This is a genomic window from Hoylesella nanceiensis DSM 19126 = JCM 15639 (assembly GCF_000379965.1).
Lineage (GTDB): Bacteria > Bacteroidota > Bacteroidia > Bacteroidales > Bacteroidaceae > Prevotella > Prevotella nanceiensis.
In genome coordinates this window covers 283,804-298,408 of the sequence record NZ_KB904328.1, presented here as the reverse complement: position 1 = coordinate 298,408, position 14,605 = coordinate 283,804, and the positions used below count along the sequence as shown (strand labels likewise).

Genomic DNA, 14,605 nt, shown 5'->3' with positions numbered 1-14,605 from the left:
TTTGGTGGTCTTAATCAAAATTTTGCACTATCTTTGTAGCATGACAGAAGAGTTTGATATAAGAGAAGAAAAGTATTCACCAGCAGAAAAGGATTTTGAGAATGCGTTAAGACCACCGAAATTTGTCGATTTTAGTGGTCAGCAAAAGGTTGTAGACAATCTTCAAATATTCGTAGAAGCTGCAAAATATCGTGGAGAACCATTAGATCACACTCTTCTTCACGGTCCTCCCGGGCTTGGAAAAACCACCCTTAGCAACATCATTGCTAACGAGTTGGGTGTGGGTTTCAAAATAACCAGTGGACCAGTGCTCGACAAACCAGGCGATTTGGCTGGTATATTGACTTCGCTCGAGCCTAATGATGTGTTGTTTATCGACGAAATTCACCGACTATCGGCAGTGGTAGAAGAATATCTCTACTCTGCAATGGAAGACTATCGAATAGATATTATGATCGATAAAGGTCCGTCGGCACGAAGCATTCAGATTGATCTTAACCCCTTTACACTTGTTGGAGCAACCACCCGAAGCGGTTTATTAACAGCTCCATTGCGTGCTCGTTTTGGTATTAATCTGCATCTCGAATATTACGATAACGACACTATTGCACGCATCATCAAACGCTCTGCATCGATTATTAGAGTGCCTATCGACGACGATGCCGCTGCAGAAATAGCAGGAAGATCACGTGGTACGCCCCGTATTGCTAATGCCTTACTTCGAAGAGTGAGAGACTTTGCTCAGGTGAAGGGTAGCGGACGCATCAATATCGACATCGCTCAATATGCTTTGAGTGCATTGAATATCGACCAATATGGATTAGACGAAATCGATAATAAGATCTTATTGACCATCATCGACAAGTTCAAAGGCGGTCCAGTGGGCGTGTCTACCATCGCAACAGCTATCGGAGAAGACTCGGGAACGGTTGAAGAAGTGTACGAACCCTTCCTTATTATGGAGGGATTCATTAAGCGTACGCCTCGTGGACGTATGGCAACTGAATTGGCATACAGACACTTTGGTCGCAAAATGTTTAGCAGTTTGGGTAGCGAAGCAGGCTTGTTCGACGAGTAATTCGCCTTCTTTGAACTGCTTATAACGCTACTTGCAAAGGCAGAGGCGGTCGAGTTCACTTTCCATCTCACTCTGCGTGCATCAGCATCTCGCTCTCGTTCGTTCTCAATAAGGTGCATCTTCGTTTTCTTTCTACTTGCATCTACTTTAGAAAAGATAGAAAGACGCTTTTAAATAGATAAAGAAAAATCTTTGAATAGATAACATGACAAAAGCCATTTTCACAGGAAGTTTCGACCCATTCACCGTTGGTCACGCCTCAATAGTGCAACGTGCGCTCCCCCTTTTCGACTCTATTGTTATTGCAGTGGGGCACAACGAGCACAAAAAAGGTATGTTTAGCGTTGAAGAACGTGTTGAACGTATTGAGAAACACTATGCCAATGAGCCTAAAATTGAGGTGGTGGCGTATAGCGATTTAACGGTAGATGTGGCGAAAAGAGTAGGCGCAAACGTGATTATTAAAGGCGTGCGAAGCTTTAAAGACTTTGAATATGAACGCCAACAAGCCGAAATAAACAAGACAATAGGAGGCATAGAAACGCTCTTTTTATGCTCGGATCCACAATACGAAAGCATCTCTTCGAGCATTGTTCGAGAGCTTATTCACTTCGGTAGAGATGTTTCTGACATGATGATATAATGCATCGCAAACGAAATCAACCCATAGTTACAACGCATAAAAACAAGATATATGATAACATATAACAGCGAAAAGGTGAAAATGCCTAAGATTAAGAAAAGAGAAACCACTGCTTGGATTAAACAAGTGGCACAAAGCTATGGCAAAAAAGTGGGCGACATTGGTTATATGTTCGTTGATGATGAAAAGATATTAGAGGTGAACAGAGAATATCTTCAACACGACTATTATACTGATATCATCACTTTCGACTATTGTGAAGACGATGAATTGAATGGCGATTTGGTGATTTCTCTCGACACAGTACGCACCAATGCTGAGCTATTTGGAAAGACTTATGAAGAGGAACTCTATCGAGTGATTATTCATGGAGTGCTCCATTTGATCGGAATAAACGACAAAGGACCCGGTGAAAGAGAAATTATGGAGGCTGCAGAGAATAAAGCTTTGGCTTTAAGAAAGCAGTAGGAGCTGGGCAAAAACGTGTCTTTGCCACACAACACGATATTGAATAAAAAACGATAGAAATAGATTTAAAACCATATTTTCGTTAAAATAAATAACGATTGCTTTGTAGTGTGCCGATAATTTCGGAACTTTGCACTACATCTTCGAAGATATTTATGCGCAAAGTAATAGGAATTGGCGAGACAGGTCTCGACATTATATTTAGAAACGAACAACCAATTGCGGCGGTTCCAGGTGGCTCTACGTTCAATGCACTTATCTCTTTAGGCCGTTCAGGCATATCTTGTAACTTCATAAGTGAGATAGGTAACGATAGAGTAGGGATGACAATCAAACACTTTTTGCAAGATAATGGCGTAAACATCAATAATATTAGTAGTTTTCCCGATAGCAAATCGTCTGTGTCATTGGCCTTTCTCGATGAGCAAAACGATGCAGAATACATCTTTTATAAGAACCAACCACACGATCAACTCGATTTCTCTTTTCCAGAAATTGCACCAGATGACATCGTGATATTTGGCTCTTTCTATGCCGTAAATCCCAAAGTGCATCAACAAGTCATGGCTCTTTTAGAGCATGCACGCAACAATGGGGCGATTATCTACTACGATGTGAATTACAGAAGCTCGCATCGTAACGAGGTAATGAAGATTACTCCCAATCTAATTGATAACCTTGAATATGCTGATATCGTTCGAGGTAGCCGTGAAGACTTCGAAGTTGTGTACAAAAAGGATAATCCCGACACCGTGTATAAAGCCGAAATAGCTTTCTATTGCAAAGACTTTATCTACACAAATGGTGCCGAAAACATCGTGATAAGAGGCAAAAACGACTTCAAAAAAGAATATCCTGTTGTTCAAACCCATACCGTTAGCACCATAGGAGCAGGCGATAATTTCAATGCAGGCTTCATTTTTGGACTAATAAAAAACCATATTACCCGCCAAATGATTAGCAATGGCTTAACAGAAGCACAATGGGACGACTTGATGCACTATGCAACTAAGTTCTCAGCCAATTGCTGTGAGGATATATATAACTATATTTCAAAGGATTTTGGCGCACAAATGAATCTAACTTTAAATAAATAACAGATATGATTGAAATAAAGAATAGCGTTTATTACGTAGGTGTTAACGATAGAAACAAGGCTCTTTTCGAGGGCTTATGGCCACTACCTGATGGCGTATCGTATAACTCTTATTTGATAGTAGACGAGAAGGTGTGTTTGATTGACACCGTAGACGTAGCATTTTTTCCACAGTTTTTAGACAACATTCGTGCCGTTATCGGCGACAGACCCATTGACTATATCGTTATAAACCACATGGAACCAGACCATAGTGGGTCGCTTGGGCTCATGAGAAAGTATTATCCTGATGTTGAAATCGTGGGTAATAAAAAGTCATTCCACTTGCTTAAAGGCTTCTATGGCATATCTGATAAAGAGTTAGAAGTGAAGAATGGCGATGAATTAAACTTGGGTTCGCACAACTTAAAGTTCTTTATGACCCCCATGGTGCATTGGCCTGAGACCATGATGACACTCGATACAACCGACAATATGTTGTTCTCTGGAGACGGCTTCGGTTGCTTTGGTGCACTAAATGGCGGTATTATTGACGAAGAAATCAATTGTGAAGAGTTCTGGTTAGAGATGGTTCGCTACTATTCTAACATCGTTGGAAAGTATGGAATACCTGTTCAAAACGCCTTAAAGAAGTTTGTTAACGAGCAAATAGATTACATTTGCCCCACACATGGACCAGTTTGGCACCAATATAAAGAGAAAGTGATGGCAGAATACGATCGAATGAGTCGCTATGACACAGAAGAAGGCATCGTAATATGCTATGGAACGATGTATGGACACACCGAATCGATGGCAGAATGTATTGCAAAGGCAGCTTCTTTGGCTGGAATTAAGAACATAAAGCTATACAATGTGTCTAAAACTCACCACTCTTACATTCTAAGAGACGTGTTCAGATACAGAGGTTTGATTGTTGGTGCACCAACATACAACACAGGTTTGTATCATGAAATGGATGTTTTGCTCAGCGAAATCGCCAATAGAGACATCAAGAACCATGCAATTGGCTGGTTTGGAAGCCACGGTTGGGCTTCTAAGGCAGTAGAAAAGATTGCAGAATGGAACGAGAACCATTTGAAATTCGAGCCAGTAGGCGAACCAGTAGATATGCTTCAATCTTTAGATGAGGATTCAACTGAGCGTTGTAAAGCATTGGGAAGAGCCATGGCTGAATATCTAATAGCACAAAGAGGCTAAGAAAACAGCATAGAGAAGAAAGGTGATAAAGCAACATATCACCTTTTCTTCTCTCTTTTTATTATAGCATCAACAGCTCAAAAACTTTGCAACAATAGCGCAGAACATATATTTTTCGCAGCGCATATTATTGCATTCACAGCGCAACAGGCAACGAGTTCTATTGGGAGAGCTTTGCCCTTGCCACACAAATCTACCGACATTCTTTTAACAAGAGCCATCCCTTTGGTTGCCATCACATAGCCACCCCATTGAAAGCGGACAAGAATTAAAAAGAAAAATATAGTGATATGATGAAAATAAAGAAGTTAGGTTTATTGCCACTCATTATTATTTCGATTATAGTAGGCATCGCCTTAGGAAACGTTTTGCCCCTTGGGGTAGTTCGAGTGTTCACCACTTTCAATGCACTTTTCAGTCAGTTCCTCGGTTTTATGGTACCTTTAATTATCGTAGGACTCGTTACTCCAGCTATAGCCGATGTGGGAAAAGGAGCCAAGAAGCTGCTTTTAATCACCGTGTTGTTGGCCTATTGCGACACCGTTTTATCGGGATTGCTCTCTTATAGCGTTGGTTCGTGGCTCTTTCCGAGCTTAATCAACACCCAAGAAACATTCGAACAGGTAAAGAGTGCCACAGCCATCGAACCCTATTTCACCATCAATATCCCCGCATTGTTCGATATAATGAGCGGTTTAGTGTTCTCTTTCATTGCCGGACTTTGCATCACTTCGCAGCGTTTAAACAACCTTTATGGCGTGTTTAGCGACCTTTCAAAGGTGATAGATGCCGTTATTCGAAACGTAATTATCCCCATTTTACCACTCTACATCTTCGGAATATTCTTGAATATGACCTATAGTGGCGAAGTATATCACATGGTATTGGTGTTTGCCAAGATCATAGTTGTGATATTTGCACTACACATCATCATTCTATTATATCAGTTTAGCATTGCAGGAGCTATCGTAAAGAAAAATCCTTTCGTGCTACTTAAGAACATGCTTCCTGCCTATTTCACCGCATTGGGCACCTCTTCGTCGGCAGCAAGCATACCCGTTACCTTGCAACAAACCATCAACAACGGTGTATCTAAAGGCATTGCGGGCTTTGTTGTACCCCTTTGCGCCACCATTCACATGTCGGGTTCAGTGATGAAGATCACCGCTTGTGCCCTCACCATTTGCATATTGAATGGTATGCCACACGATTTTATGCTCTTTTTCGGCTTCATTTTGCTCTTATCCATCATGATGGTGGCTTCACCAGGCGTTCCTGGAGGCTCTATTATGGCAGCTTTAGCCCCTCTTGCCAGCGTTCTTGGCTTCGATAGTGAGGCTCAAGCGTTGATGATCGCCTTGTATATTGCTATGGATAGTTTTGGAACCGCTTGCAATGTAACAGGAGATGGAGCAATAGCTCTTATCGTAGATAAAGTGACAAAGGATTCTGTTGAGGAATAATCTCATTTTCAACGACTTACAAAAACACTGTAATTAGCTCGTAATCTCATTGATTTTGAGGTGAAAAAGCATTGCTATTGCGGTGTAATAACGCTGTTTTTGAAAGAGAGAGAAAGCGAGTGTGCAAAATGAAGAGCAAGAGGTTGCCCTCTTTGAATGTTGCTCTGCTCATCGAAAGTCGTAATAATAATCAATTAAAACACATCTTTATGCAAAATAAAATCATTTCAATTCTATTCTTGTTGCTCGTCGTTATCAATGCGAATGCACAAAAGAAGGTAGACACCAACACCTCAATAGAGCAACAAGGAATGGTAGATATTCATTCACTCGACAAGACAATTCGAGTGAGTTTGATGTATTCTCGCTCGAATAACTTCACAGGTGAGGTGCTTTATACCGACCTTACAAAGGCTTATCTTCACCCTCTTGCAGCCCATGCGTTGGTAAAGGCGCAGGCAAAGCTGAAAGAGTTGCGCCCCGATTTGAGCCTGATTATCTTCGATGCAACACGCCCAATGAGCATACAACAAAAGATGTGGGACAAGGTAAAGAACACTTCTAAAGACATATATGTAAGTAATCCAGCCAATGGAGGAGGGCTTCACAACTATGGTTTGGCAGTGGATATTAGCATTTGTAAGCTCAATGGCGACACGATCACAATGGGAACGAAGGTCGATCACATGTCGCTTGCATCGCATGTCGATAATGAAAACAACTTAGTGGCAAAGAGAATCATCACCAAAGAGGCGCAACAAAATCGTGAACTCTTGCGTTTGGTAATGCAATATGCAGGTTTTAAGCCCTTGAGAACAGAGTGGTGGCACTTCAATTTCAGAAGTCGTGCCCAAGCAAAGCAGTTCTTTAAGGTGGTGAAATAGTTGCCTTTTAGTGACGAGAATCTCTCTCTTACATCGAAAAACGAAAAAAGTCTTATGCCGAAACCGTGTTGGGCATAAGACTTTTCTTTTGCTTTTAAAGCAGATTATTTTTGATATTTGCAGCAACCAGGAAGCTTATCGTAAGCTGCTTTCGATGCTTTCACGTCGCCAGCGTCGTATCCTACAGCTGCAATAGCTTTCTGAACCTTTTCAACCGATGTGCTCTTGTCGTCGAACACCAATGCAAGTTGTTTTGTTTTGCTATTCCAGTTGGCAGAAATAACACCCTTCACGCCCTTTGCAGCCTTCTCAATTCGTTCTTCACACATCTCACATTTACCTTCAACTTTAAAGGTTTTCTTCACTGTTTTTGCGTTGGCTGCCACAAAAGAGCATGCTACAATCGCTAAAAGAATTAACTTTTTCATGTTTATAATTTTTTTATTGATGAATAATGTCGGCATTTTGCAATGCCATCTTAAATATTTTTGTTCTTTATCTATTGTCGAATTTGGGTCGAATAACTATCTGTTCATCATCGAAGGTTTGCCGTCTAACTGCGCACTTGCATCGATAGCAAACACTCCATTGGTAACAATTTCCTCGCCATCAGCCAGTCCTTCGGTCACAATATAGCCGTCGGGAAGAGTCGGACCTAATGTCACTTCACGCAAAGTGAATATTGGATAGCCGTCGCTTTCATCTTTAACGTATACAATAGAGCGCTTACCTGTCCATAAAACAGCCGACTTTGGCACCACAATGTCTTCGCTATACTTATTTAAATTGGCTGTGATAACGCCCGAAATAAGCATCTCTGGCTTAAAAACTCCTTTGGCATTGCTCACCTCAACACGCACTCCTGCGGTGCGAGTTTGGGCATTTAGCACAGGTTCTACAAACGAAATGCGACCCGAAAAGGTGGTACCTGGGGCTCCTTCTGCCGTGAATTGCACTGTTTGTCCAACCTTAATGAAAGGTAAATCAGTTTCGTATGCCTCGAAAACAGCCCAAACCGAGCCCAAATTAGCTATCTGTAGCAACACCTCTCCTTGCTTAACATAGCTTCCTTGCTCTACATTTTTACTGATAACTGTGCCCGAAACGTTCGCTTTGATAGCCGTATAAGGAGAGGCTTTACCGCTTTTTATCATCGAATTGATTTCGCCTTGCGACACATTTAACAGCTTAAGCTTTTCAATTGCAGCATCAACTACCAGCTTTTTCCTTTGCAAATCGGGGTACGAAAGGGCTGCAATAAGCTCTTGAGAAGCAGTGTATAGCTCTGGAGAATATATCAAAGCAACTGTTTGTCCCTTATGAACCACATCGCCAATGGCATTGATATAGAGGCGTTCTACACGTCCATTGACATACGCCGACTGTGCTTGTTGAGAGCGTTCACTGGGCCTTATCTTGCCAAAAAGACGTATTTCTTTGTTCGTTTTGCCCGTTCCTACCACCTCAGTTTGGATGTTTGCCAATGCAATAGCTTCCTCACTCATCATCACTGAGTTAGGATCTATGTTGCTTTGGCTATTCGATGAGCTTTTAAGAGGCGTTAAATCCATACCGCAAATGGGGCATTTTCCTGGCTTATCTTGTTTAATTTGGGGGTGCATAGAGCAGGTATATACCTCGTCTTTACCTGCTTCTGTATGGTGATGACCCTCTTTTTTACTTGAATTAGAAAAGAAAACAAAGCCCAAAAGCAAGCCTATTGCCAGCATAAAGGCATATCCTAACCAAGGTTTTTGTTGTAGAATATCTTGTATTTTACGTTTCATATCGATGTAATTTATTGTTGTGAACTATAATCATACTTAGAAATCATCTTCTCATATTGCGCTACTAACAAGCAAAGAGCAGCCACACTGTCCGAGCGTTTGCGCTCATTGTCGATCTGTTCTCTTAGCGTTTGCAAGATATCTGTTAGCGAAGACGATCCGTTGATATATTCTGTTTGAAGCAAGTTGAGCGTGTTGTTCAATAAAGTGATTTGATGATTGTATAGCTCAATCTTTCTTTTTGCGTCGCTCATTTGCTGTTGAAGTGCCACAAACTCGGTTTGCAAAGCATCTTTTTTGCGTAGATAAGCCTCTTGAGTGGCCTGTATTTGCAGTTCAGCTGCCTTTCTTTCAGCATTCACTCTCTGGCGATATATGGGCAAACTAACCTTCATCATGGGCATAAACATATCCATTCCGTTCATGTCGGGCATTGCTCCTGAGAGCGGATGAGGGTTCTTTTGATTCACCATATACTCCACTCCGAGGGCAAAAGAGGGCATACCTTTGCGCTGAGCCAATTCCTTTTGTGCCACGAAAGCCTCGTTTTGTGCTTCTAATTGCTCAAGAGCAGGGTGATTTTTCTGCACCTCTTGCCATTGCATAAAAGGCGTTTCACGAGCCAAAAGCGTGTCGGGTAGGGCAATAAAACTATTCTCTGGGCGGTGAAGCAACAAGTTAAACTGCTGCTTTAAAGCCTTAATCTCGTCTTGAATACTCGCTATCTTCTCTTGATAAACAGCGTCTTCGGCCTCAATTCTGAGTTGATCGCTCATCTTTGAGCCCTTTGTTGCAAGCGCAGATTTATACTGATAGAGCATGGCTTGTTTGATGTTGTTCAGTAACTGACGATTTTGAACGATGTATTTCAATTGCTCTTCTTTGGCAAGAAGGGTATACCATTGTTGCTGAACCGTGTAGCTTAGGACTATTCCAGCCTCTCTCCACTGTTGAAAAGCAGCGTTAGCCTGTTTCTCTTTCATTGTTCTCGTGGCTTTAAGTGTACCAAACCAAGGGAACATTTGCATCACTCCCACAGTTAATACCTGTCGTCCATTTTCCTGAGGCATGGGCTTTGGGTTGACACTTAGCGAGAGTTCGGGATTGGGTAGCACCCCACTTGCCTCGGCATTCATCACCATGGCTTGGTATTTGTGATAGCCTGAGGCCACTTCGGGATTGTTCTTGGCAGCCACTATGATGTAGTGCGCAAGGCTATCGGGTTGAGAAGTGTTGGTTGTTGCAGTCGCCTTTAACAAACAAGTGGTTATCATTGCCATGCAACCTAAAAGATATCTAATCATAACTAATTTTCGATTGTATTTTGTTTGTTGATCTATTCATTTTTAAAAGCAGTGCTATTGACTTGTAAAAGCAATGACTTTGGGTTGTAAAAGCGTTGTGTTTGCAGTGCAAAAGCACAACTATTAGTTGCCCAAGTCTCAGTCCCTTTGTTCTAATAGCTTTGTCGCTCTCTTCTGTTCTCTCTTTAAAACGCTCTCACGCCACCAACATTGAAGTACGGGAACCACCAACATTGTCATCGTTTGAATGAGCATTCCACCAAAAGTAGGAATGGCCATAGGCACCATAATGTCTGCTCCTTTACCCGTAGAAGATAGCACTGGCAAGAGAGCTATTAAGGTAGAAGCGGTTGTCATGGCTGCTGGTCGAATGCGTTTAAGACCTGCTTTCACCACTGTTTCAATGATTTCTTGTTTGGTTTGTGGGTTCTCTTCCTCGAAAACCTGATGGATATAGGTTCCCATCAACACGCCATCGTCGGTGGCAATACCAAATAATGCAATGAAACCAACCCACACTGCAACGCTAAGGTTAATGGTGTGGATGTCGAAAAGCGTGCGCATATTCTGTCCAGCGATAGTAAAATCCATGAACCAAGGCTGCGAATAGAGTCCAATGAGAATGAATCCGCCTGCAAATGCCACAAATACTCCCGAGAAATGAATGAGAGATGCGGTGACAGAACGGAACTGAAAATAGAGTATGAGCAAGATAATTAAGAGCGTAATAGGTATTACCCACGCCAAACGTTGTGTGGCATGAGCCTCTTGTTCGTATGTTCCTGTAAACTGATAGGTCACCCCTTTAGGCAGAACAATCTTGCCTTTAGCCACCAAGTCGTCGAGCGTTTGCTTGGCATTGTTCACCACATCTACTTCGGCTACATTGTCTTTCTTGTCGAAAGTGATGTAACCCAGTAAGAAAGTGTTCTCACTCGAAATCATAGTTGCACCCTTTTTAAACTCAATATCGGCAAGTTGTGAGAGCGGAATCTGCGTTCCGTCCGACGCACTTATCAACACATTGCCCAACGATTCGGGCTTATCTCGAAGCTCTCTTGCATACCTTACTCTTATATTAAAGCGTTCTCTGCCTTCAACAGTCGTTCCTTCCGACATGCCACCGATGGCTGTCATGAGGATATCTTGCATGTTTTGAACCTTAATTCCATATCTTGCAAGCTTCTCTCTGTTGAGCTTTATCTCTACATAAGGTGCACCTTCGGTTCTGTCATAGAACACACTTGCATGGTTAATGTTGTCGATGTGCTTCAAAGCTTGCTCGAGTTGAAGACCCGCTTTCTCAATAGATGCAAGGTCGGGGCCATACACTTTGAGTCCCATAGGAGCCTTTAAGCCTGTAGAAAGCATCACCATTCGGGTGGCAATAGGCTGAAGTTTGGGCGAACCAGTGATGCCTGGCAGTGTAGCAGCATTGCTTATTTCGTTCCAAATGTCGTCGGTTGTGTGTATTTCCTTTCTCCATTGGCGGAAATAAGAACCGCTATTGTCGGCAATTAGACTATCTTTAGGAATTATTCTAAAGCCCTTTTCGGGGTCATAAGTACCGCCTCCTTTGAGCATAAAACGTCCCTTTGAGTCGGTTTTAAAGCGTTGTCGCTGTCCCATCTCATTGAGCATGTATTCAGAACGATAGTTAATTGTGGTCTCATACATCTGTATTGGGGCTGGATCTAATGCCGAATTGGCTCTTCCCCACTTACCAACTGCCATCTCAACTTCAGGTATTGCGCTCACACGGCGGTCTATTTGTCGGCAATAGTCAATGTTCATTTGAACTCCCGAGTGTGGCATTGAGGTGGGCATAAGCATAAATGAGCCTTCATCTAACGTGGGCATGAACTCTTTTCCCGTGTTTTTCCAAACCAAAAAGCCTGCAATGAGCGTGGCAACAGGTATCGACATAAACGCCAATCGATGTGCCAAACACCAGCGAAGAATGCGTTCGTAGTAGATAACCAACAGCCATAAAAGGCCCAATATCACACCAACTATCAACGCAACAAACACTACATTCACCACAATTCCACTGTTTGCGCCTAATGGCAACCATGCTTCTGCAAGCAGATAGATGGCTAAAAGCACTGCAATGGCAATCATTATTTGATTGATTGTGATGGTTTTATTGCGCCAAGTGAAGGTGCGTTGAGGTTTTAAACGAATGAGTAGAGCACCCAATTTGCGGGGTGTTTTGAACGAAAAGACCCAATATGCCAATGTAGGAAGCACCAAAACGCCGAGTAAGAGCGATGCCACAAGGGCAATAGTTTTAGTGAATGCCAATGGATGAAACATCTTTCCTTCTTGCGCTTGCATAGCAAACACAGGGAAGAAGCTTATAATTGTGGTTGCCATAGCAGTGAAAACGGCTCCCGAAACCTCGCTAACAGCCTCTAATATCAATGTTTCTAATTCTTTTCCATATATCTCTTTGTGGGCTTTTTGAATGGGTTCGAGTCGCTTTAAGATGTTTTCCATCAACACAACTCCCACATCTACCATCACACCAATAGCGATTGCGATACCCGAAAGCGCCACAATATTGGCCTCGATGTTGGCTAATTTCATGATAATAAAGGTCATTAGCACTGCAAGAGGCAACATACTGGCAATGATTGCCGATGCTCTTAGGTTGAAAACGAGGATTAAAACCACGATAATACATATCAAGATCTCGTGAGAAAGGGCACTTTCCAAGGTTCCAATGGTTTCTTTTATCAGCTGAGTTCTATCATAAAAGGGTACAATAGTAACCTTAGATATGCTTCCATCCTTTAGTTTTTTCTCTGGTAAGCCCACCTTTAGCTCTTCAATCTTAGCCTTAACGTTATTGATAACGTGCATAGGATTACTGCCATAGCGTGCTACTACGACTCCACCTACAGCCTCTTGACCTTCTTTATCGAGTCCTCCTCGGCGGTCTGCAGGGCCAAATGTCACCTTAGCAACGTCCTTAATGCGCACCGAAACGCCATCTTTTGCCGTGATAGCAGCCTCTTCTAAGTCTTTAAGATCTTTGATATAGCCCAGTCCACGAATAAGATATTCCGCCTTATTCACCTCAAAAGTACCAGCACCCACATCTATATTGGCATCTTTCACCGCCTTCATTACAGCTGTAAGGTCTACTCCATACGCCCTCATAGCGTTGGGATCGAGGTCTACTTGATATTCTTTTTCAAATCCACCAATCGACGAAACTTCGGCAACTCCATTGGCAGAGCTAAGCGAATAGCGCACATAAAAGTCTTGAATAGTGCGTAATTCTTCAGGATTCCAACCTCCTGAGGGCTTATTTGTTTTGGTATCACGTCCTTCAAGCGTGTACCAAAACACCTGACCAAGCGCAGTTGCGTCGGGACCTAACGTGGGTTGAACACCCGAAGGCAACAGACCTGGGGGCAAAGAGTTGAGCTTTTCTAATATTCTTGACCTGCTCCAATAGAACTCAACATCATCTTCAAAGATGATATAGATGAACGACATGCCGAACATTGATGTCGAACGAATGGTCTTTACACCAGGAATTCCGAGCAAAGAAGTGGTTAAAGGATAGGTAATTTGCTCTTGAACATCTTTAGGAGAGCGTCCCATCCAGTCGGTTGCAATAATCTGTTGGTTGTCGCCTACATCGGGAATAGCGTCTACTGCCACTGGATTTCGAGGCAAAAAGCTATGCGGCAGCTCGAAGGGAGCAGTGACAACGCCTCCAATGAGGATTGCAATGAGAAGGAGAGCCGTTATTAATCGGTTCTCAATGAAATATTTAATGATTTTATTAAGCATCGTTTTATTGATATAAATGATAAATCTATCAAAGGGATATATGCCCTGTTTGCATCTCTTATAAAGATGAATTGAGGCATAAAAAAACCGTTCGTTATAAACAATTATAACTAAAACACTCGCTTAAAATAAAGGAAGAAAAGGGCATAAAGGGATATTTTTGCCCCTTGCAACATTACACACGAGCAGTGAGGGCACTGCTTGGAGGTGCTCTCAAACCACTATTTCGACTGTAATCTTGGGGGTTATAGGGCGTTCGCCACCGCTGTTTGGGTAGCGTGTTGCCCTCCTCTACAACAATAAGGGGTAGAAGTTTGTTTGCAGGAAGCGCACATATAAAGCCGTTATCTACGCTAATCAGAGGCGCAGTGTGCACCTGTTGACCTTGCATAAACTGAGAAACAACTTTATATTTATGGTGAATGGTTTTGCAATGGCTACATTGATTGTTGTCGTCCATGCAGTTTTCCATTCCCTGCACATCGTTAGTTGTAACGCTAACACCATTCACAATGACACCAACAAACATGTCACCACAATAGTGTACACCAACATTTAAGCCGGTGGTGCTCACCAATAAAAGTGAAATAATGATGTATGTGAATAAGCGTTTCAACCTAAAAACAATTTAAAATATAACGATTACAAAAATAGTAAATATCTTATTATAATATTGTTTTTTCGTTTTTTTTCTTAAAACAGAGAGATGTTTTTGATGTATGTCAAATACGTTCGATGCGAAAAGCAATGATATTGAGATGTAATAGCGTAGCTTTTGAAAGCTAATAGCATTGTTATTGCGAGCTAAAAGCATAGCTCTTGCTTACTGATTGTGTTGTGATTGATAATCAAAGAGTTAGATGAATGTTTGAAAC

Annotated in this window: 12 protein-coding genes; 7 read left to right on the top strand and 5 right to left on the bottom strand. The window is 42.1% G+C overall.

Annotated features, from left to right (window positions below):
- Window positions 1-40: 40 nt before the first annotated feature.
- The 7 genes from ruvB to A3GM_RS0104305 all read left to right on the top strand — a co-directional run bounded on the left by ruvB (window position 41) and on the right by A3GM_RS0104305 (window position 6,832).
- The gene (ruvB, locus tag A3GM_RS0104335) at window positions 41-1,078 is read left to right on the top strand and encodes a Holliday junction branch migration DNA helicase RuvB (RefSeq protein ID WP_018362167.1); all 1,038 of its coding nucleotides are present in this window, start codon (window positions 41-43) and stop codon (window positions 1,076-1,078) included.
- A 205-nt stretch (window positions 1,079-1,283) separates the two neighbouring features.
- Window positions 1,284-1,721, top strand: coding sequence for a pantetheine-phosphate adenylyltransferase (gene coaD, locus A3GM_RS0104330; RefSeq protein ID WP_018362166.1), 438 nt, complete (start codon window positions 1,284-1,286; stop codon window positions 1,719-1,721).
- A gap of 51 nt (window positions 1,722-1,772) precedes the next feature.
- Entirely contained in the window at window positions 1,773-2,189 is a 417-nt protein-coding gene (gene ybeY, locus A3GM_RS0104325; RefSeq protein ID WP_018362165.1) for an rRNA maturation RNase YbeY, read from the top strand.
- 155 nt (window positions 2,190-2,344) lie between these two features.
- A complete protein-coding gene (locus A3GM_RS0104320; protein ID WP_018362164.1) occupies window positions 2,345-3,286 on the top strand; it encodes a carbohydrate kinase family protein in 942 nt (313 codons plus the stop codon).
- A gap of 5 nt (window positions 3,287-3,291) precedes the next feature.
- Entirely contained in the window at window positions 3,292-4,485 is a 1,194-nt protein-coding gene (locus A3GM_RS0104315; protein WP_018362163.1) for an FprA family A-type flavoprotein, read from the top strand.
- Window positions 4,486-4,775: 290 nt separating this feature from the next.
- Window positions 4,776-5,948, top strand: a complete 1,173-nt coding sequence (locus A3GM_RS0104310) for a dicarboxylate/amino acid:cation symporter (RefSeq protein WP_018362162.1) — start codon at window positions 4,776-4,778, stop codon at window positions 5,946-5,948.
- A gap of 209 nt (window positions 5,949-6,157) precedes the next feature.
- Window positions 6,158-6,832, top strand: a complete 675-nt coding sequence (locus tag A3GM_RS0104305) for a M15 family metallopeptidase (RefSeq protein ID WP_018362160.1) — start codon at window positions 6,158-6,160, stop codon at window positions 6,830-6,832.
- Window positions 6,833-6,936: 104 nt separating this feature from the next.
- Here A3GM_RS0104305 and A3GM_RS0104300 read toward each other — a convergent pair whose 3' ends face one another.
- From A3GM_RS0104300 to A3GM_RS0104280, 5 genes are all read right to left on the bottom strand, one after another.
- The gene (locus tag A3GM_RS0104300) at window positions 6,937-7,260 is read right to left on the bottom strand and encodes a heavy-metal-associated domain-containing protein (RefSeq protein WP_025829846.1); all 324 of its coding nucleotides are present in this window, start codon (window positions 7,258-7,260) and stop codon (window positions 6,937-6,939) included.
- A gap of 96 nt (window positions 7,261-7,356) precedes the next feature.
- Entirely contained in the window at window positions 7,357-8,619 is a 1,263-nt protein-coding gene (locus A3GM_RS0104295; RefSeq protein ID WP_018362158.1) for an efflux RND transporter periplasmic adaptor subunit, read from the bottom strand.
- A gap of 11 nt (window positions 8,620-8,630) precedes the next feature.
- Window positions 8,631-9,923, bottom strand: a complete 1,293-nt coding sequence (locus A3GM_RS0104290) for a TolC family protein (protein WP_018362157.1) — start codon at window positions 9,921-9,923, stop codon at window positions 8,631-8,633.
- Between the two features lie 138 nt (window positions 9,924-10,061).
- Window positions 10,062-13,730: an efflux RND transporter permease subunit gene (locus A3GM_RS0104285; protein ID WP_018362156.1), complete on the bottom strand. Its 3,669-nt coding sequence runs from the start codon at window positions 13,728-13,730 to the stop codon at window positions 10,062-10,064.
- A gap of 175 nt (window positions 13,731-13,905) precedes the next feature.
- A complete protein-coding gene (locus tag A3GM_RS0104280) occupies window positions 13,906-14,346 on the bottom strand; it encodes an HYC_CC_PP family protein (protein WP_154648088.1) in 441 nt (146 codons plus the stop codon).
- Window positions 14,347-14,605: the final 259 nt, after the last annotated feature.